Raw genomic sequence first — 20,046 nt, 5'->3', positions numbered from 1 at the left:
GTCCTAGCGCTTGGCGAATCCTCGTGAATAATGGCGCGCCTCTCAGGAGTGGCTCACCTTTTTGGAGATTGTGGCCCATGAACGTCAAAGCAGCGTTTGACCGCAGCGACGCGTCCGTGGGCGATTTGACGTTCTAGTGAACCTGTCAGCCAAAGACGTCGCCGTGCTAGGTCCACTTGTTTAACATGGTCGGGATTGACCAAAAGGCTGCGATTGACTTGGAGTAGTTGGGGATAGGCAAAGGCAAAATCGTTGATTTTACCACAAAAATCGGTTTGACCATGATTGAAAATCAACGCTAAATGGTGAGGAATCATTGAGGTTTCCAATAAAATAACATCGGTCAAATTCAAATTGAATATTTGACTGCCAATCGAAAAACTGAAATTAGTCTGTTGGGCCTGTTGTTCGGCAGCGATGCGCGTCACAGCAAGGTCGATCGCGGCCATCACTTTGGATTGAAAATCTTCGAAGGGGAGATCCTTGGCAATATAGGCCAAGGGTTCGATTTGGCGGGCTAGAATTGCTGGCGCCAACTCCTGATAGCTGGTGACAAAAATGATTTTGGCCAAAGCGTCTTGTTGACGAATCCAACCGGCCAAATCAAGCCCATCCAGGCGATCATGCAAATTGAAATCAAGTAAATAGATCCCCGCGTGAGGTTGTTGACTTTGACAGCAGGCCATCAATTCAGCTGGCGTTGTCGTGAGTTCGATTTCCGCCTGACCGAGACCGTGGAAAAGGAAAAAGTTTCGAGCGATTTGCTGCAAGTTCACCGCTTGAGCGCGCTCATCTTCGCAAATAAACAGACACTGACTCATTGGGCTACCTCCGCAGGATCGATTTTGAGATTGACAGTAAAGGTGGTCTCGCTTTGTTGGCAATAAATACTAACGTTGGGATATTGCTGACTGATTTGGAACGCGTTAGTCAGACCCAAGCCCGCGTGGTTCGATTTAGTCGAGAAACCCAGTTGACTCATCTCACCGAAGGAGGCTTGACTGGGCTGACAAGTATTAGTAATGATCCATTCGCAATAGGTGCTGGTTTGGTTGACTTCGATTTGAACTTTAGGTTGCGACGTTGTTTGGGCCGCCTCACTGGCATTATCGATAAAGATCCCCAAAAGGCGTAGAAAATCAAAAATTTTTAGTGGCAATTCCGTTAGTTGATGACGACATTCAAACTGACTGGCAATTTTATTCTGACGCATTTGATAAAGTTTGTTGAGGAGCAAGTTTTTTAAATAAGGATTTTTGACATTGACCAAGTCATTTTGTAGGTCAGTATGGGAGTCGATCTGTTGGGCGGAATACGTCATCAGCTGCGCCAAATAGGCCTGTAGCTCGGCGTTCTCGCTACGATCGGTCAAGCCTTGCAAGCTGAGTAAGATGTTCTGATAATCGTGTTTGAATTGGCGCAATTGTTGTTCAGACGTTTCTAGCTCTGTGATGTAGAGTTGCGTTGTGGCCAACTGTTGCTGTAGCAGCTGATTCTCATATTGCTGGCGCTGTTGTTTGCTGATGTGAAGCAGCAAGAAGACCATCAAAATGAATTGCCCGATCATGAAAATCAATAGCCCGGTCAATAGCTGTTCATAAGCATGGAATAGTTCGCTACAAATCAATAAAAGTAGAAAACTAAAGCAGAAATAGCCTATCAAAAGAGTGGTATCCACTGAAATGTGTTGCAACAGCTTTTGCTGGAATTTGAAATGGTTCAGGATCACTAGCGCGGCTCCTAGCAAAATGACGAACAGGATCACTTGGAGCCAGTCAAACAGACCACGACTATCATTGGGAGCAATGAACGGGAGTGCCAACTCGTGGGCAATCAATGTACAGGTAGTGACTAACATGAAGCTGAGCAGCAAACAATCAATGACGAGCAAACGTTGTTGGCGCGTTCCGTGCAAACAAAGAAGAACACCGATACCCCAGACAATCGTTGCGTAATTGCCAAATAACCCGATCAAAATTAGGGTAGGCAACAGCAATAGGGTCAGGGACAACTTTTGTCGCCGAGTGGTTTGTGGGTAGAACACTAGAAAAGTTCCTTGATAGCAAAGTAAAATCAACAAGGAACGCCATAAGTAGAACCAAGAAAATGTCATCGAGATCACCTTGATATTATCATTATTTCACTGAGATAATTATGCCACAAAAAGCCGATCAAGAGTGAAAGCATCCTCAAGTTTCAAAAGGTCGTCTTCAAATGGTTGTGGCTGATCCATTGGGCTAAGGCCGCCGCAACTTGATTGCTGAGTCTTGACTTGTAGTTTGTGATTCGTGTGAAAAAAGTGGATTCAAGTCGTTTATTGGTGGATTCGTGCTTGTTTGGCACGCAAACCGCCGGCCCGCTCTATGCTAGAGATGTTCTCGAAGGTAGCGAAATTCTTAAGGTAAAGGAGGTGAATCATAATGGTTGATTGTGGTGAACAGAAACGGGGATGGGCGTTTGCTAGTTATTTGCTTTATTTTCCAATCACTTTTTTAGGGTTACAGCTCAGTTCAGGGCAGGCAAGCAACTGGCTACTCCTAGTGACCGGGTTGACGCTGATTCTAACGGTGCTACTAGTTCTGGTTACCGAAAAGGTCCTACGGCAGCAACTAAAACGCATTGCGCGATCACATCTGGTTGGTTTTATTTTCGCGGCGTTCTTGGTGGCAATTTTGCTATTTGGCCTATTAAAGGTGATCAATGAGCGTTATCCCTTTGTGGCTGGGCGTCAGCTGAATGTGCCGGTTGGTGTGGGTTGGCAATTGCTGATCATCGTTGATAACTTGTTGTGGCCATTGGCGACGATCATCGCGGTTTTTGTCATACCAGCGCTTTGGCTAGCGCAGAAGCAATGGTCACACCGGTGGAGTGTACTTGTTCCGCTGTTGATCTGTCTGGCGACTACGCCGATCCAGCAGTTCGGTCAGCAATTCCTGATCGGGCTACTATTCTGGTGGGGGCTTTGGCTGGCGTATCACCTGAGCCAAAACTGGTTGTTTACGCTTGTAGTTTGGTATGGCTGCTGGTTTTTGTCGCTGTTGTTACCGTTATTCGAAATTGGTGGGTAATTAATATTGGAGGATAATAATGAAGAATATTAAAATGAGTTTGATGATTGCAATTACTTTATTATTCGGTTTGTTAGCCAGTGGTCAGACAAGAAATAATCCGGTTCGGGTAAATGCAATGACTGCTATAGAAGCCAATGATTTGGAGATCGGATCCGTAGATAATTCTGAAAGCGGTCAAGTCTTTGAGGTCGATGAGGCAGTAGTTTTTCAAAATAGGATCAAGCGTGATGCAACGGCATGGCACCTCGAAAAAGTGCATTCGTCAATTACAAAGGGAAAGCGCGTTTATAAAGGAACAATTACCAAAAAAGCTGGCACGACAATCGCTCTATCTTATTCGGCTTTTGGATTCAAGTTCAGTGTAGGAGCCAGTCATAGCGTTAGTGGCAAATTTAAGCACTATTATCAATACGCAACGGCTCATATAACTGGTCAAAAAATTGAAAATGGATCCGGCCATAATTTGGGAGCATTTTCAAGTACTGCCAACATTGGTTATGATGTTTACGTGGCCATTTGACTGTTTGACTTTCAAGATTTGCGATTTCTGCTCAGCAGATAGACCTGATCATTGCCACGGAAAAGGACGCATTCCACCGATGAATGCGTCCTTTTTGTGACGACGATGTGGCAACGCTGGAAATAAAAAAATCGCCACGTTTGGGGGCAAGCGTGGCGACAAGTGTCAGTTTTTTGGTTGCTGCGATTTCTGAGCGGTGTCTGCGGCAACGGTGGTTTTTTTACTAGGGAAGACCCAGAGGCGCATAAAGACAAAGTTGAATGGAATCGTGATCAATAGCGAAATTAGCGGGGCGATGCGCGCGTCCAACCCCCAAACGTTGACCCAAAGGTGGGGCACATACATGCTGATCAGCATGGAAACGCCATAGGTCGCATAGTATTTGAACAAGGTCCAGGCGCTGAAATGTTCAGCCTTGAAAACAAACTTAAAGTTCAGGTAGATGCCGAGGATCGAAGTTAATAGGAAGCCTAACCCGTTAGCCAATGACGGCCCGATTTGGCGGTAAGTTAGATAGTAGATTGCCAGGGTCAAAAGCGTGTTTAAGGCGCCCACTAAGCCAAATTTGATGAACTGTTGGACGATTTTGATTTTTAAGAGGCGGGTAAGCAGATTATCTTTTTTCATGACGGAATCACTGTCCTTGTTGATGTTGATGAAACGATATTTGCTGCGGTCGGACTAAGTTAGCAACCAATTCATTGACTAGCGGCCGCTTTGAACGCGTTGCATTGATCACATTACTCTGAGCGCATCGCTTTCACTACATCGAAGAGCGATGACGCAATTACGCTAGTAGCTCTTCGGTGGTCGCGCAATTATCAGTCGTAACATTGCTAAGTATAACATTGACAACTTGCTTTTGCAGTATCACCAGGGGAAGATTCTGTGAACACCATGACCTTGCTGTGACGTCGGTGGGAAAATTTTGTGCTTTAGCGGCAATCTGCTAAAATGGATGCATGGAGTGTGAAGCTGATGGTGGATACAGCAATGATTTTGGAACAGCCGCTGATTACGATCACCAATATTATTTGGAGTTTCGATCGGGCGACCGGACAGTTGCAATTACTGCTGGTGCAACGGGCCAGTGAGCCGGACGCGGGTCGCTGGGCTTTACCGGAAACATTTATGCGGGCTAATGAAAGCGCGGATGAAGCGGCCCTGCGTTTGATCAAAGAGAAAATCGGCCTGAACTTGGCGGCTTTTCATACGGAGCAATTGGCGACCTTTACGGATCAGCGGCGGTCAGAAGGCGCGCGGGCTCTGTCGTTGGCTTACATGACCTTTTTGCCGGAGATGCCGCCGTTACGAGCGGGTTATGGGGCGTTGGCGGCGCAATGGTTTACGTTTTCGGTGCAACAGGCGCAGTTTCAGCTACGTTATGGTGATTTAAACTTTATCACGGCCGCCGCAGCCAGCGCGGAGCGTTATTATCAACAGCTACATTTACCTGAGCCGGCGACACATTTGGCTTTTGACCACGAATGGATCTTGGCAGTCGCTTGCGCGCGAATCAAGAATAAATTGGATTATCAGCCGAATATTTTGTTAGTCTTGGGCGAGAGCTTTACGCTGAAGGCGGCGCGCACCGTTTATGCCGCCTTCCTGGGCGTGCCGGTGGCAGCAATCGATAACTCCAATTTCAAGAAGACCCATCAGCACTTGTTTGTGGAAGTGGGCACCGTCAGCAACCGGTCGATCGGACGGCCAGCCAAGTTATTTCGCTTGGCCAGCGTTCAAGATTGAATTTTCAGCGCAAGTGGTGTATGGTAGCTTTAGTCTAATAAAAGTATTAAGTACTTTTTTATTAACGAAATAAAAGTAAAAAATACTTTATTGTTTGAATGGTTTTATCTTAATCATTGGAAACCGAAGTAGGGACGAAAATCGGTAAAGGAAATGAGTTAGAAATGAGTCAAGTAAAGCAATCTAATCAGATTGGTTCACCCGCATCCCTGGTCAAACCACGGGTCATTGTCGTGGGGGCCGGGTTGGCGGGCTGCTATTTAGCGGCGCAGTTACAAAGCAGGTGTCAGGTGATCATGGTGACCAAGGGCACGCGGGCGCAAAGCAATTCGATGTTGGCCCAAGGGGGGATCGCGGTGGCGTTGGATCCGGGAGATTCGCCGCAACAACACGAGCAAGATACCTTAGCCGCTGGGGATTACCATAACCGCAAAGCCGCGGTGGCCCAGTTGGTCAGTGATGGTCCGGTTGAAGTGCGACAATTGATCAAAAGCGGTATGCAATTTGACCACACCGCGACCGGGGCGCTGGCTTTTGGCTTGGAAGGGGCCCATCAGCGGGCGCGAGTTGTTCACGCAGATGGTGATCAAACTGGGGCGGCGGTTACCAGCTTTGTCCAGGGACAGCTAACAACCGCGATCCAATGGCGGGAGGAGACCGCGGTGGTACGGCTTTGCCAGCGTGAAGGCCGCTGTATTGGTGTGCTGGCGCGTGATCAGACCGGTGCCTTGAGCCAAATCAACGGTGACGCGGTGGTTTTGGCGACGGGCGGGTTAGGCAATTTATACGACTTTACCACCAATGACGCCACTGTTACTGGAGATGGAATGGCCTTGGCGTTACGCGCGGGCGTGACGTTAACGGATATGGCCTTTGTGCAATTTCATCCGACACTATTGTCGTTGCAAGGGAAATGTTACGGCCTGATCACCGAGGCGATTCGCGGCGCTGGAGCGGTTTTGGTTGATGAGGCGGGAACGCGGATCATGGCCCAAGTGCCCCAACAGGATCTGGCGCCTCGTGATGTGGTCGCCCGACAGTTAACGGTTTGGCGGGCGCGCGGTCATCAAACCTTCCTTGATATCAGTGCGGTCGCGGATTTCGAGCAGCATTTTATCGGGGTGACGGCTAATTTAGACGCGCATCAAGTCCCGTTTCGGCAAACAAAATTGATCCCGATCCAGCCCGGCGCGCACTTTATGATGGGTGGCATTCAGGCGGATTTGACCGGGCGCACATCAATGCCTGGGTTGTGGGCCATTGGCGAGGTTGCCTGTAACGGCGTGCACGGCGCCAATCGCTTGGCCAGCAATTCTTTATTGGATTGTTTGGTTAGTGGGGCCAAAGCGGCGCAGGATATTGAACGGACTTGCCGAGAAGCGGACTGGGGTGAATGGTCAGATGTCAACGCGCCAATTGCTACTGACGCAACAGCAGCCGGGACGCCCAATCAGCAGCCGACCATCAAGTTACCTTCCTTGGGTCAGTTACAAGAGCAAGCTTGGAGCAACTTAGGCATCGAGCGGACCCACCACCAATTGCATGGTTTCTTGCGTTGGTTGGACCAGTTCAACGCCGAGACCGTCGCGCCGGAAGACTTGAGCCCAGCGCAAAATACCATCGCTAATCTATGTTTGTGCGCTCGAGCAATCGCCCAGGCGGCCTTGGCGCAACGACAAAGTTTAGGGGCCCATCATTGGAAGGAGGCACGGAAAGATGAATCCTGTGCAAGTTGAGCAACGGTTACGCGAATTTCTGGATGAAGACTTGGGCTTTGGCGATGTCAGCGGCCAGTTTTGGGGTTCGCGGCAAGTTAGTGGTTATTTGGTCGCGAAACAAGCGGGGGTGATTTGTGGACAAGACCTGCCCCAACGGATTTTCGATTTATTAGGGCGGGAGACGGCCGCCTACCAACAATTGGTTCCTGAAGGCGCTGCCGTGATCCCGGGTACCAAGATTGGGGAAGTCCACGGCTCCGCGGCGACGATTTTGGCCGGCGAGCGGGTCAGCTTGAACTTGTTGCAGCGAATGAGTGGGATTGCCACGGCAACCCAGGCGGCGGTCAGCGCGCTAGGCGATGATCGGATTCGCATCGCCGATACTCGCAAAACCATGCCGGGGCTACGAATCTTCGACAAATACGCGGTGACCGTTGGTGGCGGGGTGAATCATCGCCTAGGCCTCGATCAGGGTGTGATGCTCAAGGACAATCACTTGGCGGCGGCCGGTGGGGTCGCGGCGGCGATCGCTCAAGCCCAAGCTGTGGCAGGTCCCTTACTGCGGGTGGAAGTCGAGGTCGAAACGCTAGCGGAGTTACAAGCGGCCATTGCCGCCGGCGCCGATGTGATCATGTTCGATAATCAAACCCCAGTGACAGCGCGGAAGTGGGCCCAGTTGGTGCCAGCGGGCATTTTGACCGAGGTTTCTGGCGGCGTTACACTGGCGAATTTAGCGGATTATCGCGGCGCAGGCGTTGATTTCATTTCCCTGGGTTATTTGACCAATGACGTTCGGCCGGTGGACATCAGTTGTGTGTTTACAGAGGCGGTGAAATCATGATTTTGACCAGTTTAGCCGATAAGGTGGCTTTTAACCAGTACTATGATGAAGATCCGGCTGACCAGATCCAGCGGATCCGCCAAATCAAGGCCGAATTTGGCAAGGATCTGTTTCTAGTCGCCCACCATTATCAGAAGGATGAGGTTGTTCAATTCGCTGACGCCCGAGGTGATTCGTTGAAATTAGCCCAAATCGCCGCTGAAAATCATGACGCGAAGAAAATTGTTTTCTGTGGCGTTCATTTTATGGCGGAAACGGCGGATATTTTGACCGGGGCGGATCAAGACGTGCTGTTGCCTGATCCGATGGCGGGCTGTTCCATGGCTGACATGGCCAATTCGTACCAGTTGGCGCATTGCTGGCAAGCCTTGACCGCTAGCTACGGTGAAGAAATCTTACCGATCACCTACGTGAATTCCACCGCGGCGATCAAAGCCTTTGTGGGCCAACATGGCGGTGTCGTGGTCACGTCCAGCAACGCGCCGAAAATCGTCGCCTGGGCTTTGCGGCAGGCGAAGCGTTTATTGTTCTTGCCAGATCAGCATTTGGGGCGCAATACCGCCTTGCAATTAGGCTTAGCGCCCACCGAGCTGGGGTTGTGGCTGGCCCAAGAGAATCGCTTGCAGGCCGCGGCGCCGCAACAAGTCCGGGTGATTCTTTGGGATGGCTACTGTTCGGTGCACCAACAGTTCAAGGTTAGCCAGATCACAGCGTTGCGGGCGCAATATCCGGAAATCAAAGTGATCGTTCATCCGGAGTGCGCCCACCAAGTGGTCGCGGCGGCGGATGAATTTGGCTCAACTGCGGCCATCATCAAGTATATTGAAGCGGCGCCCCGCGGGTCCCGGATCGCCGTCGGTACCGACAATAACTTGGTTGGCCGGCTGATCAAACAATATCCCGAGAAGAAAATTATGTTTTTAAATCCGTTCTCCTGCTCGTGTATTTTAATGAACCGGATCGATCTACCGCACTTGGCCTGGGCGCTGGATCAGGTTGCCGCTGGTCACGAGGGCAACGTGATCAAGGTTGACGCGCAGACCGCTTTTTGGGCGAAGCAAGCGCTGGACCGGATGTTGACCTTAAGTGTTTAGGAGGGAAAACGATGATTTACTTCGATCACGCCGCGACCACGGCGATGAGTTCGGCCGCGTTGACAGTTTACCAACGGGTCGCGCAAGATTTCTACGCCAATAGTGAAAGCTTGCACCAGGCGGGCACGGCGGCTGGGCAACTCATTCAAGAAGCGCAACAACAGCTGGGGCAATTATTAAGCGTTAGTGGTGAGGGTTTGATTTTCACCAGTGGGGGCACTCAGGCCAATCACTTGGGCATTACCAGCCTGGCCCATGGCACCAAGAAAAAGCAAATTCTGGTCAGTCCCCTGGAGCACGCTTCGGTTTATCAGATCCTAGACTATTTAAGCGCTCATGAGGCTTACCAAATCCAGCGACTGCCTGTGGATGCTGCCGGTCATGTTACGCCGGCCAGTTTGACCGCGGCCTTAACGCCAGAGACAGGTTTGATCGTGATCCAGGCGACCAACCCAATCACAGGGATCTGTCAGCCGCTACCAGCCTTGGCCGCGGTGGCACAAGCGGCCGGCGTTCCCTTGTTTGTTGACGCGGTGCAAGCGGTGGGTAAATTACCGCTGGAGCTAACGCAGGTGGCCGGCTTCAGTGCCAGCGCGCATAAATTTAATGGACCTAAAGGCTGTGGGCTCTTGTATTTGGCCCCGACTGCTTTAGCGAGCGGACCATTCCATCCGGTCTTCCAGCAACATGGATTCTTACCAGGGACGTTAGACACGCCCGCCATCGTCAGTATGGTGGCCGCATTAGCCATCAATTGCCAAGACCAGCCCGCGGCGTACCGCCAACTGACACGGTTGAAGGAATATTTTCTGACGCATTTGCCCGCTGCGTTTACCCCGGTTGCCCCGACAGCGGAATTCCCAGGCATTTGCGGTTTCTTATTACCTCATCATCCTGGCCAAGAAGTCGCCACGATTCTGGGCCAGCAGGGCATTTATTTGTCCACCGTTAGCGCCTGTAGTTTGAAAGACCCGCGCCCGGATCCGACCTTGCGCGCCTTAGGTTATTCAGCAGCGGAGGCGGATAGGTTCTTAAGAGTTTCTTTCGGCCCGGAAAACTCCACGGCCGAGATCGATCAGCTGGTGGCCGCCTTGGCGACCCTAGCATGTTAAGAGGCTGTTCAGCTAGCCGGACTAATCCGTTGAAGTTAGCGTTCACCAGCAAGCTTCGACATGAGTGGTGGTTGTTCAATGAAGGGAAAAGCCGAATGAGGTTTAACTGATAACCCGAACTTTATCGGTTACATTGCCAAAAAAGTCTGTTTCTTACTTGCTGACTTACCGGTGAAACTGACCACTGAAAGTAGACGATCCTATCATAGCCAACTTTCTTTGCTAAATTCACAGCAAAAAAAGTTGGCTATTTATTTCGACAAATAATTGACTTTGTCCCGTTATTATGCTATTTTAGATATCAATCATCATAAACGCGTTGAGAAAAGAAGTAGCTTCATGGCCTTCAGCACAGAGAGTCCAGAGCCGGTGAAACTGGATCTGAGGTTGTGATTTGAAAATGGTTTTTGAGCGGATTTTCCGAACAATCAGGGAGATACGGTAGCCCACCGTTAACAGGGCACAGTCTCCAAGGCGCAAGAAGTTTTTGGGTACTGAACGAGGTGAGGTTCGTGAGAATCTCATAAGTAAAGGTGGTAACGCAGGTTGGATGCCCTTGGCAATTTTTTTGCTGAGGGCATTTTTCTTGCCCGCGCGGCGCTAGACACTTGGGGAGATGTCGCGTGAACAATTAACGGTAAGCGTTGAACGCTTAAACAAAGAAATAGGGGTGGACCAGCAGTGGCAAATTTTTTAGTGATTCAAACAGATTTCGGTTTACAGGATGGCGCGGTCAGTGCGATGTACGGGGTAGCTTATCAGGTCGAGCCTTCTTTGGTCATTAATGATCTGACGCATGAGATCGAACCTTATAATATTCACGACGCGAGCTACCGATTATGGCAAACAGCTAGTTATTGGCCGGCAGGCACGGTTTTCGTCTCAGTGGTGGATCCAGGTGTGGGGTCAACGCGCCGTTCCGTGGTCGCTGAGCTGGCTGATGGTCAGTACATCATCACACCTGATAATGGAACGTTGACTTATTTGGCCAAGTATGTGGGGATCAAGGCGGTTCGTCAAATCGACCAGGCGACGCAGCGCTTGGCTGGTTCTTCGGCCAGTCATACCTTCCACGGCCGTGATGTTTATGTTTATAACGGGGCGCGCTTAGCTTGTGGTAAGGTTGATTTCGCCGAATTAGGGCCGGAACTACCAGTGGCGGAATTGGTGACCTTTCCCTTGGAGGCGCCGCAGCAAACGGAGACCACGATTCGGGGCACCATCGACATTACCGACGTTCGTTTCGGGTCGTTATGGACCAATATTCCCGCAGATTTTTTCAAAAAATGGGCTGTCGCGTATGGCGAAAGTTTATCCGTGAGTATTTACTATCAAGGCGTGGTGCGCTATCACGATCAAGTCATCTTTGGCCGCTCATTTGCCCAAGTTCCCGCGGAAAAGGCGGTGTTGTATATCAACTCGCTGTTGAATGTGGGGTTGGGGATCAATCTTGGTTCCTTCGCGACCACCTATCAAATCGGCACGGGCAATGATTGGACCATCGAGCTTACCCGTTCGGTGAACTAGTCAACCTGGTGGCGCCTGTGGCAAAAATGGCATATCGGTGGTAGGAATGACCTACTGGGGACAAGACTTTGGAGGTAGACCAATGAGTAAGAAATTTACAGTGAAACATATTGTGGCAATTGGGATCGGGGCGGCGGTTTTCTTCATTCTGAAACGCTTTGTGACGATTCCGACGGGGATTCCCAATACGGATATCGCCACTGCCTATCCGTTTTTGGCATTGCTAGGAGTTGTTTATGGCCCAATCGTCGCCGGACTGGCGGGATTCATCGGGCACGCGCTAGGCGACTTGACGACCTATGGTGCCTGGTGGTCTTGGATCTTGGCTTCAGGAATTCTCGGGGTCCTCTTTGGACTGTTGGCCAAGCGGATTCCCATTGACCAAGGTGTTTTTGGTAAAAAAGAATTGATTGTCTTCTTGGTCGGCGAAACCATCGCTAACTTGGTGACTTGGATAGTGCTCGCGCCGGTAGGGGATATTCTGATATACGCCGAGGCGCCGAACAAAGCCTTCACCCAAGGGGTTGTCGCCGGGCTGACCAACGCGATCGTGACCGGGGTGATCGGGGCGATTCTGTTGAAGGCTTATGCGCAGACGAAAACGCGCAAAGGCAGTTTGAATAAAGAAGTGTAGGAATAGATGACGAAAATGATCGAGTTTCACGATTTCAGTTTCAAATATGATAGTCAGGCCGAGCCCACCTTACGCCATTTGAACTTGAGCATTCAGCAAGGTGAGAAGGTCCTGATCATGGGCGCCAGCGGTTCAGGCAAGTCAACCTTGGGCAAGTGCCTCAATGGCTTGATTCCCCAAGATGAACCGGGCACCGCCACCGGCAGTCTGACTGTTAATGGTCAGGTTTTTGGCCAGGCGTCGATCTACGACCTTTCGCTGGATGCGGGCACCGTTTTACAAGATACTGATAGTCAGTTTGTCGGTTTGACCGTCGCTGAGGATATTGCTTTTTCCTTGGAAAATGAAATGATCGCTCAACCGGAGATGCGCCAAGCTGTGGATTATTGGGCGCAACGGACGGAGCTGACCCGTCATTTGCAGCACCATCCGCAAGAACTGTCTGGCGGACAAAAGCAACGCGTGACCATGGCCGGAGTCCTGATCGACGAAACGCCGATTTTACTTTTTGACGAACCCTTGGCCAATTTGGATCCGCAAACAGGTTACGACGCCATCCAAATGATCGATCAATTGTATCGCTCACAAAAGTTTACCACCATTATTATTGAACACCGCTTGGAGGAAGTGCTGGCGGCGCCGATCGATCGCGTGATCTTGTTGGATGAAGGTCAGATCGTCGCTGATTTGACGCCGACCGCATTGTTGCGTAGCGATTTGTTGACCCGCTATGGGATTCGGGAACCTTTGTATATCACCGCGCTGAAGCGGGCCGGGATCGATCTGGATCAGTTTCCCGATTTAACCCAGGTGGATCAGCTGGTAGCGCCAGAAATCACCCAGGCCTTAGCACCATTGCAAGGTCAATTCCAGGCGGCGGCGCAACACCCAACGCCCTTGTTGACCCTGCGCCAGGTGACGTTTGGCTTTGACCCCGACGAACCCGTGATCAAACAAATCGATTTGACTGTTAACCAAGGCGAAATGGTCAGTCTGGTAGGTCAAAACGGCGCTGGCAAATCAACCCTGTCTAATTTGATCACCGGTTTTTATCAGCCGCAAAGTGGCGATATTTTGTGGCGGGGCGAGTCGCTCTTGGGCGATAGTATTAAGGAACGCGCCGACAAAATCGGCTACGTGTTGCAGAACAGCAATCAAATGTTGTCTAAAAATATGATTTTTGACGAAGTGGCGCTAGGCCTGCAGAACCGCGGAGTGGCGCCGGATCAAATCGAGCCGCGAGTCTGGGCGACCTTGCGGATCTGTGGCCTCTATGAGTTTCGTAATTGGCCCATTTCCGCGTTGAGTTACGGGCAAAAACGGCGGGTGGCGATCGCCGCGATCTTGGTCTTAGAACCAGAGTTGTTGATTCTGGATGAACCGACCGCCGGCCAGGATTATCGCCATTACAGTGAGATGATGGCCTTCTTACGCCAATTGAATCAGCAAGGAATCACGATTTTGATGATCACGCACGATATGCATTTAATGTTGGAGAATACGCAGCGGACCTTGGTGTTGACGGACGGCCGTTTATTGGCGGACGAGGCGCCCGCGGCGGTCCTGTCCTCAGCCAGCCTGGTCAAGTCGGCCAGTTTGCGGGAAACAAGTCTTTATCGCTTGGCGGAAAACAATCGGATCAGTGACGCCAGCGGTTTTGTGGCCGCGTTTATTCAACAGGAACAAGCGGAGGTGACCCATGGAAGCGAATAGTCTGCTTGGCTATCAAGCGAAAAAGACCCCGATCCATCGCCTTAGTGGTCTAACCAAACTCTTAAGTTTTCTGTTGCTATCAGTCATTGGGATGATTTCCTATGATACGCGTTTTCTGCTCACGATGGCGTTGTTCTCATTGCTTATTTTCCGGGTGGCGCGGATCCGTTATCGTGAGATCGTCGTCGTGCTCAAATTCATCGCCTTCTTTTCCGCGTTGAACTTGTTGGCCGTTTATCTGTTCGCTCCGGAATATGGGGTGACCATATACGGCACTCGTCATGTGATCTTCAATGGAATTGGTCGCTATACTTTGACCCAGGAGCAGTTGTTTTATGAGGCCAACTTGCTGATCAAGTATTTCGTAACGATTCCGCCGGGGTTGATTTTCTTATTGACCACCAACCCTAGTGAGTTGGCTTCCAGTATCAACCGCATTGGGGTTTCCTACAAGTTCGCCTACGCGATCTCGTTGGCCTTGCGCTATATCCCAGATATTCAAGGGGATTTTAGAACGATTGCCAAGGCGCAACAGGCGCGCGGCAACGAATTGTCAGGCAAGGCGCCCTTGTTTCAGCGCGTCCGCGGTAATTTGACCATTGCGATTCCTTTGATTTTTGCCAGTCTTGATCGCATTGAAACAATTTCGGCGGCCATGGAATTGCGCCGTTTCGGCAAGAAAAAAGGCCGGACCTGGTTGATTGCCAAGCCCCTCCGAACCGCTGATTACATCGCCTTAGCCGTGGTTGTTGTGCTTTGTCTTGGCGGGGTTGTGCTTTTGGTTTTAGACCACGGCCGCTTTTATAATCCTTTTCAATGATCCACATTATAAAAAAACAGGAGCTGCCGCGGCAGCTCCTGTTTTAACGTTTTCGATTCAATGGATCTTGGCGGACTCGAACCGCTGACCTCCTACATGCGAAGCAGGCGCTCTCCCAGCTGAGCTAAAGACCCAATAGCTGATACTTGTTTCAGAACAATTTCTATTCTACCGCAAAATAGCCCCCTTGACTAGCCCCAAAATTTCAGAGTGCGAACCGACCCGGGTAGCTCCTGAGCAATAGCCTGGCAAAAGGAGGTTGGCCGCAGCTTGCGCTGCGAAATTCGGGGTGAGCTCGCTGTGGGCGTCACTTTGAGCTTTTCGGAAGGGCGCCGAAAATCTCAAAGCTGAGCCTTGGTCTAAGTGGCAGAGCCACTAAGACCAATTTCACGGCGATCTCACCCCGAATTTCTCCGCTCCAGCCGCTCAACGTTTTAACAGCCGTTTGAGCACTCACGCCAATTAGCCAGCTATCGCCAATTGATGTGGGACCACGCAATTGACGACCGTGGTTAGTGGTCACAAGCTTTAAATTGGTGACACCAGTAAAGTGTGCCTGATGAACTTAGGCAAGTTCTTGATGAATCAGCTGAATCGGTCGGTATCCTACCAAGGATTGTAGAGGGAACTGGTAAAGATTTCTGGCTTACGCAAACTGTACCAACCAGCTATAATCCGCATCAGTCGATGTCGCCGTACCACCAAAAAAGGGGCGATTGTTTTGACCTCTTGCTTGCAAAAGCACTTCGTCAGATACCCATCTTCAATTGCAGATAGGCTCAATGCTGCCTAGCAACCGACTCAGGACGTGTGGCTCAGCGGTGAAATTGTCCTTGGCGGCTTTGCCGCTTAGGACAAGGCTCGATTTGAAGACAAGCCGCGCACTTTGCGGATTGGCTTCAAACGACGCCCACCGCGTTCCAGCCACGACAAACGTCCTGAGGCGGTTGCGTCCCCACCAACACCCACCAAAACCTGCAATTAAGTGAAAGATCAAGAATAGAAACCAGTCATTCCTAATCAGTTTCAAAACGTAACTCATCGCAACCAAAGGACTTGCGTCAAATCCGGAGAACAAGTATAATCTTTTTAGTTACTTTTAGTAAGTAAGGTTCTGGCTTTGTTTTCACAGGATCAGGGGGGTCAAAATGAAAGTTAGTCGATTTCAAGCGTTTAGTGATGGTGTTTTTGCTATTCTGATTACGATTCTGGTGTTGGAATTTCGCCTGCCGGATTATCAGAACGGCCATTTACTGTCCACGTTATTACATCAATGGCCATTGCTGCTGTCATATAGTTTTTCTTTTTTCTATGTGGGCACTTTGTGGTTATTTCATCATGATTATTTCAGTTTACTGCGGCGCCTTGATCGCGGGATCAACTTGCTGAATTTATTATTGTTGTTCAGTGTTAGCCTGATCGATTATCCGACAAGTCTGGTCGCGACTACTCTAACCAGTGGAAATTCAGCGGATCTGCGAACGGCCTTTATTGTTTACGATCTGGTCGCATTGTTTATTTCCGCTACTTTCTCGGTGTTGTATCGCTATTTGCAAGATCACCCGTCGTTGCAACAAAAAGGGATCAAACCAGAATTATTTCGAGGTATCCGGTTTGATCCATTGCGGAGTGTTAGCATCTATTTATTGGCGATCGGCGCCACATTCTGGTCCCTTTGGCTGGGCGCCGTCTTGCTGGCTGCAGGAATTATTTTCCACTTTATTGCTTACTTGCATCTTAGTCGGCAAATGGGCCAATTGGAATCGCTTGGGGATTAGTCAGTGTCATCAGCCCGGTTGTTGTCGAGATCGTTGCCTGAATCAGTGTCTAAATCATTACCCGAATCAGCGCTTGTCGTTGTTGGCGTGGCGCGGGTCACACTGAACCAATTCATAAAGCCGTGATCGATTTCCAGAAGTTTGAAATCAAAGGGGCCGATCGTTGTGACTGAACCCACGGTAATATTGGGATAGTTTTCCATGAAGAAACCACCGACTGTGATAATGTCCGATTCTTGAAAAATGGCTAATTTATTGCGGAAGTAGCGCTCGAAATCATAAAGGGTGGTTTTGCCACTGACTTTAACGGTACCGTCGGGCTGTTTGATGATGTATTCATCGGAGACGTCGTCGATCTCATCGTGGACCGAACCGAAAAGCTCTTCATAAATATCTTTATCGGTCACGATGCCGCTGGTGCCGCCGTATTCATCGACAACCACCACGATCGGTGTTTGCTTCTTGATCATTAGGTCGAGGATTTCGTGGATCGGCATGCTTTCAGGCACGGTGATCAGCGCGCGTAAGATCCGGCTGATGCCCAGACTGCCATCGTTCTGGTCTTGTTGCACGATATCGTGGGCGTAGACATAACCGACTAAATTATCCTTGTCATTGTCGCGAGTGACCAACAGCCGGCTATACCCTTCGGATAAGTAAACGTTCAGGGCTTCGTGTACCGTTTGTCCCACGTCAAGAACGGTCAGTTGGGTGCGGTCGGTCATGATGTCTTTAGCGACCCGGTCATTCAGTTCGAAAGCTCGTTCCATGTAAAGCAAGTCATTTTTGTCCAGACTGCCACCGGAAACAGCGATCTTGGACAGGTTAAGGATCTCCGCTTGGGAGAAGACTTCATTTTCTTCTGAAGCGACTTTCATCCCGAAGAGTCGAACGATGCCACTGGCTGAAGTATTCAACAACCAGACAAACGGGTAGAAAATCAGGTGGAACCAGTAAAGCGGCGTTACAACCACCATCAAAACGCGTAACGGCATATCGATGCTAATGTTCTTTGGCACGATCTCGGTGAGCACGACTTCTAAATAGGTCAGTAAAACGACCCCAATAACGGCGCCTAAGATATTCAAGGTCTTACCGGTGGCGAAATGGGTCCAGCCAAGGAAATCGATCAACAGCTGCTCAATAGTGGTTTCGCCGATCCAACCTAAAATGATCCCTGTCAGGCTAGTTCCGACCTGCGTTGTTGATAAGTACTCGTTGAGGCGCTGGACCATATGTAACGCGCGAGTCAATTTACGCTGATTGCCTTCGTGTTTCGCCAAAAGTTCCTCGACCTGGCTGGGCCTAGTCTGAACCAGAGCAAACTCGGCCGCCACGAAGAACGCTGCGACAAGAAACGTGATTAAAATGATCAATAGATTCGTTGAAATTGTATTTGTGTTCAAAATCAAGCCTCGCTAGTATGAAATCATGATGTTGTTTGCCGGTGATGCCGTCGCATAGCCAGTTGCTTTTTTGCCGAACGGACTACTGGCAGCAATCACGTTTTTGTTATCTTTACCTCTATTCTAGCATTTTTTGCGGCGCTGTCATGGGTCAGGCCATCAGAAACTGAATCCGCCTCCGGGAAAAAAGGACATCCTGGGTCGGTCGTGCCGGCGTTATGGCGCTATAAGCATGATTTTTGCCCGCCGGCATCGTGTTTTGGTTGCCTGGCGTTATAACGGAGGCTATAATAGAAGCAGACGATCTATTGATAAGTTTGTGATGGGGTGAATGAAATGCAAGAAGAGGCACAACAACCATATACACCGGCAGAGTTGGCCGCGTTACTTCATATCAGTGTACCAACCTTACGGAAGTATTCTTTGCTGATCGAAAAGGTGACGGGTAATAGCCATTATTTTACGCGGAATCAACAGAATGTTCGGGCATATTCTGAAAAAGATCTCGCGTCACTAAAGGAACTAGCAGAACTTAGTAAGCAGCCGAACATGACCTTGCAGTCAGCGGCAGAACAAATCTATCGCCCGGCTCAATCGCAAATCATTACCGGGCTGAAGAAGAAACCGACGCCGGTGGTCAACACCGAACAAAATCCCGCGGGGACAGGAACGCTGATTCGCCAGCTGGTCGATGAACTACGCTCAACTCAGCAACTGGTCACTAAGCTGGAACAGCGAGTTGCCAAACTTGAGGCTCAGCGCGCGCCGGCAGTTACGGCAGCTAAAGTAGCCCGGGTCAGCGCTACTCTTGATTCGGCGGTAGACTCACGGCGCACCAGGCAGGAACCGGCACCGCGAGTGGCACCATCACCGCAAGCTACAATCAAGCCAACTACTACGGTCATTCCGCCGGCTGCAACGAAACCGGGCTCAGCGTCATCCCCGGAAAAGCCAGCCCCAACAACGGGTCCGGGTACCGTTGCATCAAGTGCGAGTCAGTTGAAGTTCACGGAACCTTTGCCAAGTGATGATCCCACGGCCGCTTCTGATGCGACCCATCATTTGGTTTATCAAGATGAGCCCCAGCCGGCTGATCCGGGTGTCAAAGTCTATGACAAGCCCCATGATTTGGCGGCGATGCAGATACCAGCAGAGAAGAAACAATCTTGGTGGCAGAAGATTCGTAGCAACAAGTAGGCACGCCACCAGCCAAGATGACAAAAAGATAACAAAAACAACAACGTGACGGCAATTTGGTCACGTTGTTTTTACAAGTGGGGATTTACTTGGGAAATATGATATGATGACGACTCAACCGAATTTGAATCAACCTGGAACAATCGCGGTGGCTCTAATGGCTACCACAATCGCGGAATTGACCCAGCAATTACGACAGCTACAAACCCTCACGGTCCGGCAACCCCTAGTGATTGAGTGGCGACTGGATGCGTGGCATGATTTGTCAGCTTGGTCGGAATTGACCCAAGCCAATCACCAAATCAAACAAGCCTGTCCTGACTTGCCATTATTGCTGACATGGCGGACGGAACAACCGGGGCAGCCTGAGGTCAGTAGTGACCGATACCAGGACCAAATGACGGGTCTGATCGAGCATTTACATGGGGATCTTTGGGATCTGGAGGTCGCGCAAACAGCGGCCTTGGCACCGCTGCGTCATTTGCTAGGTCCCACAATGCCAATTGTGTGGAGTCAACATTTCTGGCAGCCACAATCTCGTCAACAACTGCAACTAGCCTTGGACCACGCTCAGACTTGGGCCGCGCCAGCGGATTACCTTAAGGTCGCCACTTGGGCTGCAAGTCCAGCGGATTGTCTGGCCTTGTTGGAGGCGACTTGGTGGGCACACCAACGACTGGCACCCGCGTTGATTACCATGGCCATGGGTCCAGCGGGTCAAATCACCCGTATCTTAGGACCGCTTTTCGGCTCTGCTTGGAGCTTTGGCGCCCTGACTGCAGTAGGATCTGCGCCGGGTCAGTTACCCTTACGCCGTTTAGACCAACAGTTGACCACGTTGACTGCCGCAATGAAAGGAAAATAAC

The 20,046-nt window shown here is 50.3% G+C and carries 20 protein-coding genes, 1 tRNA gene and 1 other annotated feature; of the genes, 15 read left to right on the top strand and 6 right to left on the bottom strand.

The window, feature by feature from the left end; translation table 11 throughout:
* Nucleotides 1-53: 53 nt before the first annotated feature.
* Together ACYVSB_RS01765 and ACYVSB_RS01760 are read right to left on the bottom strand one after the other, a co-directional pair.
* Nucleotides 54-821: a response regulator gene (locus ACYVSB_RS01765; protein WP_461218191.1), complete on the bottom strand. Its 768-nt coding sequence runs from the start codon at nt 819-821 to the stop codon at nt 54-56.
* A complete protein-coding gene (locus ACYVSB_RS01760) occupies nt 818-2,113 on the bottom strand; it encodes a sensor histidine kinase (protein WP_461218190.1) in 1,296 nt (431 codons plus the stop codon). The genes ACYVSB_RS01765 and ACYVSB_RS01760 overlap by 4 nt, the downstream gene beginning before the upstream one ends.
* Nucleotides 2,114-2,420: 307 nt before the next feature.
* Here ACYVSB_RS01760 and ACYVSB_RS01755 point away from each other — a divergent pair, with 307 nt between their 5' ends.
* Nucleotides 2,421-3,068 carry a hypothetical protein gene (locus ACYVSB_RS01755; RefSeq protein ID WP_461218189.1) on the top strand — a complete coding sequence of 216 codons (648 nt, stop codon included), beginning with the start codon at nt 2,421-2,423 and terminating at the stop codon, nt 3,066-3,068.
* A gap of 19 nt (nt 3,069-3,087) precedes the next feature.
* Entirely contained in the window at nt 3,088-3,591 is a 504-nt protein-coding gene (locus tag ACYVSB_RS01750) for a hypothetical protein (RefSeq protein ID WP_461218188.1), read from the top strand.
* A 165-nt stretch (nt 3,592-3,756) separates the two neighbouring features.
* Here ACYVSB_RS01750 and ACYVSB_RS01745 read toward each other — a convergent pair whose 3' ends face one another.
* Nucleotides 3,757-4,218, bottom strand: coding sequence for a GtrA family protein (locus ACYVSB_RS01745; protein ID WP_461218187.1), 462 nt, complete (start codon nt 4,216-4,218; stop codon nt 3,757-3,759).
* A gap of 351 nt (nt 4,219-4,569) precedes the next feature.
* Between ACYVSB_RS01745 and ACYVSB_RS01740 the strand changes: the two genes are divergently transcribed.
* The 9 genes from ACYVSB_RS01740 to ACYVSB_RS01700 all read left to right on the top strand — a co-directional run bounded on the left by ACYVSB_RS01740 (nt 4,570) and on the right by ACYVSB_RS01700 (nt 14,799).
* Nucleotides 4,570-5,340, top strand: coding sequence for an NUDIX hydrolase (locus ACYVSB_RS01740; protein WP_461218186.1), 771 nt, complete (start codon nt 4,570-4,572; stop codon nt 5,338-5,340).
* Between the two features lie 164 nt (nt 5,341-5,504).
* Nucleotides 5,505-7,076: an L-aspartate oxidase gene (gene nadB, locus ACYVSB_RS01735; protein WP_461218185.1), complete on the top strand. Its 1,572-nt coding sequence runs from the start codon at nt 5,505-5,507 to the stop codon at nt 7,074-7,076.
* Nucleotides 7,057-7,899, top strand: a complete 843-nt coding sequence (nadC, locus tag ACYVSB_RS01730) for a carboxylating nicotinate-nucleotide diphosphorylase (protein ID WP_461218184.1) — start codon at nt 7,057-7,059, stop codon at nt 7,897-7,899. Before nadB ends, nadC begins: the two co-directional genes overlap by 20 nt.
* Complete coding sequence (nadA, locus tag ACYVSB_RS01725; RefSeq protein WP_461218183.1) at nt 7,896-8,993, top strand: quinolinate synthase NadA; 1,098 nt, start codon at nt 7,896-7,898, stop codon at nt 8,991-8,993. Before nadC ends, nadA begins: the two co-directional genes overlap by 4 nt.
* Nucleotides 8,994-9,004: 11 nt before the next feature.
* Entirely contained in the window at nt 9,005-10,105 is a 1,101-nt protein-coding gene (locus ACYVSB_RS01720; protein ID WP_461218182.1) for a cysteine desulfurase family protein, read from the top strand.
* 310 nt (nt 10,106-10,415) lie between these two features.
* Nucleotides 10,416-10,666 (top strand) — a binding site (T-box leader).
* A 120-nt stretch (nt 10,667-10,786) separates the two neighbouring features.
* A complete protein-coding gene (locus ACYVSB_RS01715) occupies nt 10,787-11,632 on the top strand; it encodes an SAM hydrolase/SAM-dependent halogenase family protein (RefSeq protein WP_461218181.1) in 846 nt (281 codons plus the stop codon).
* 82 nt (nt 11,633-11,714) lie between these two features.
* A complete protein-coding gene (locus tag ACYVSB_RS01710; protein ID WP_461218180.1) occupies nt 11,715-12,266 on the top strand; it encodes an ECF-type riboflavin transporter substrate-binding protein in 552 nt (183 codons plus the stop codon).
* Nucleotides 12,267-12,281: 15 nt separating this feature from the next.
* Complete coding sequence (locus ACYVSB_RS01705; protein WP_461218217.1) at nt 12,282-13,979, top strand: ABC transporter ATP-binding protein; 1,698 nt, start codon at nt 12,282-12,284, stop codon at nt 13,977-13,979.
* Entirely contained in the window at nt 13,966-14,799 is an 834-nt protein-coding gene (locus tag ACYVSB_RS01700) for an energy-coupling factor transporter transmembrane component T family protein (RefSeq protein WP_461218179.1), read from the top strand. The genes ACYVSB_RS01705 and ACYVSB_RS01700 overlap by 14 nt, the downstream gene beginning before the upstream one ends.
* A gap of 61 nt (nt 14,800-14,860) precedes the next feature.
* On the opposite strand, the gene ACYVSB_RS01695 is transcribed toward ACYVSB_RS01700, so the two are convergent.
* Both ACYVSB_RS01695 and ACYVSB_RS01690 read right to left on the bottom strand, forming a co-directional pair.
* Nucleotides 14,861-14,933: transfer RNA gene (locus ACYVSB_RS01695), tRNA-Ala, on the bottom strand.
* 173 nt (nt 14,934-15,106) lie between these two features.
* Nucleotides 15,107-15,322, bottom strand: a complete 216-nt coding sequence (locus ACYVSB_RS01690; RefSeq protein ID WP_461218178.1) for a hypothetical protein — start codon at nt 15,320-15,322, stop codon at nt 15,107-15,109.
* Nucleotides 15,323-15,620: 298 nt separating this feature from the next.
* Here ACYVSB_RS01690 and ACYVSB_RS01685 point away from each other — a divergent pair, with 298 nt between their 5' ends.
* Nucleotides 15,621-15,788: a hypothetical protein gene (locus ACYVSB_RS01685; RefSeq protein ID WP_461218177.1), complete on the top strand. Its 168-nt coding sequence runs from the start codon at nt 15,621-15,623 to the stop codon at nt 15,786-15,788.
* A gap of 159 nt (nt 15,789-15,947) precedes the next feature.
* A complete protein-coding gene (locus tag ACYVSB_RS01680) occupies nt 15,948-16,577 on the top strand; it encodes a TMEM175 family protein (protein WP_461218176.1) in 630 nt (209 codons plus the stop codon).
* On the opposite strand, the gene ACYVSB_RS01675 is transcribed toward ACYVSB_RS01680, so the two are convergent.
* Nucleotides 16,574-17,983: a hemolysin family protein gene (locus ACYVSB_RS01675; RefSeq protein ID WP_461218175.1), complete on the bottom strand. Its 1,410-nt coding sequence runs from the start codon at nt 17,981-17,983 to the stop codon at nt 16,574-16,576. The two genes, ACYVSB_RS01680 and ACYVSB_RS01675, sit on opposite strands and share 4 nt — an antisense overlap.
* A 336-nt stretch (nt 17,984-18,319) precedes the next feature.
* Between ACYVSB_RS01675 and ACYVSB_RS01670 the strand changes: the two genes are divergently transcribed.
* Both ACYVSB_RS01670 and ACYVSB_RS01665 read left to right on the top strand, forming a co-directional pair.
* A complete protein-coding gene (locus ACYVSB_RS01670; RefSeq protein ID WP_461218174.1) occupies nt 18,320-19,180 on the top strand; it encodes a MerR family transcriptional regulator in 861 nt (286 codons plus the stop codon).
* Between the two features lie 103 nt (nt 19,181-19,283).
* Nucleotides 19,284-20,045, top strand: coding sequence for a type I 3-dehydroquinate dehydratase (locus ACYVSB_RS01665; protein WP_461218173.1), 762 nt, complete (start codon nt 19,284-19,286; stop codon nt 20,043-20,045).
* The last annotated feature ends 1 nt before the right edge of the window (nt 20,046 follow it).

It is taken from the genome of Lapidilactobacillus salsurivasis, assembly GCF_054785215.1.
This window is presented reverse-complemented; position numbering and strand designations above follow the sequence as displayed.

What these genes read in the sequence shown, in the direction of transcription:
- ACYVSB_RS01745 (WP_461218187.1), bottom strand. Translation starts at nt 4,218, where the DNA reads ATGAAAAAAGATAATCTGCTTACCCGCCTCTTAAAAATCAAAATCGTC.
- ACYVSB_RS01740 (WP_461218186.1), top strand. Translation starts at nt 4,570, where the DNA reads ATGGTGGATACAGCAATGATTTTGGAACAGCCGCTGATTACGATCACC.
- ACYVSB_RS01700 (WP_461218179.1), top strand. Translation starts at nt 13,966, where the DNA reads ATGGAAGCGAATAGTCTGCTTGGCTATCAAGCGAAAAAGACCCCGATC.
- nadB (WP_461218185.1), top strand. Translation starts at nt 5,505, where the DNA reads ATGAGTCAAGTAAAGCAATCTAATCAGATTGGTTCACCCGCATCCCTG.
- nadC (WP_461218184.1), top strand. Translation starts at nt 7,057, where the DNA reads ATGAATCCTGTGCAAGTTGAGCAACGGTTACGCGAATTTCTGGATGAA.
- ACYVSB_RS01705 (WP_461218217.1), top strand. Translation starts at nt 12,282, where the DNA reads ATGATCGAGTTTCACGATTTCAGTTTCAAATATGATAGTCAGGCCGAG.
- ACYVSB_RS01710 (WP_461218180.1), top strand. Translation starts at nt 11,715, where the DNA reads ATGAGTAAGAAATTTACAGTGAAACATATTGTGGCAATTGGGATCGGG.
- nadA (WP_461218183.1), top strand. Translation starts at nt 7,896, where the DNA reads ATGATTTTGACCAGTTTAGCCGATAAGGTGGCTTTTAACCAGTACTAT.
- ACYVSB_RS01765 (WP_461218191.1), bottom strand. Translation starts at nt 821, where the DNA reads ATGAGTCAGTGTCTGTTTATTTGCGAAGATGAGCGCGCTCAAGCGGTG.
- ACYVSB_RS01760 (WP_461218190.1), bottom strand. Translation starts at nt 2,113, where the DNA reads ATGACATTTTCTTGGTTCTACTTATGGCGTTCCTTGTTGATTTTACTT.
- ACYVSB_RS01680 (WP_461218176.1), top strand. Translation starts at nt 15,948, where the DNA reads ATGAAAGTTAGTCGATTTCAAGCGTTTAGTGATGGTGTTTTTGCTATT.
- ACYVSB_RS01665 (WP_461218173.1), top strand. Translation starts at nt 19,284, where the DNA reads ATGATGACGACTCAACCGAATTTGAATCAACCTGGAACAATCGCGGTG.
- ACYVSB_RS01720 (WP_461218182.1), top strand. Translation starts at nt 9,005, where the DNA reads ATGATTTACTTCGATCACGCCGCGACCACGGCGATGAGTTCGGCCGCG.
- ACYVSB_RS01755 (WP_461218189.1), top strand. Translation starts at nt 2,421, where the DNA reads ATGGTTGATTGTGGTGAACAGAAACGGGGATGGGCGTTTGCTAGTTAT.
- ACYVSB_RS01670 (WP_461218174.1), top strand. Translation starts at nt 18,320, where the DNA reads ATGCAAGAAGAGGCACAACAACCATATACACCGGCAGAGTTGGCCGCG.
- ACYVSB_RS01750 (WP_461218188.1), top strand. Translation starts at nt 3,088, where the DNA reads ATGAAGAATATTAAAATGAGTTTGATGATTGCAATTACTTTATTATTC.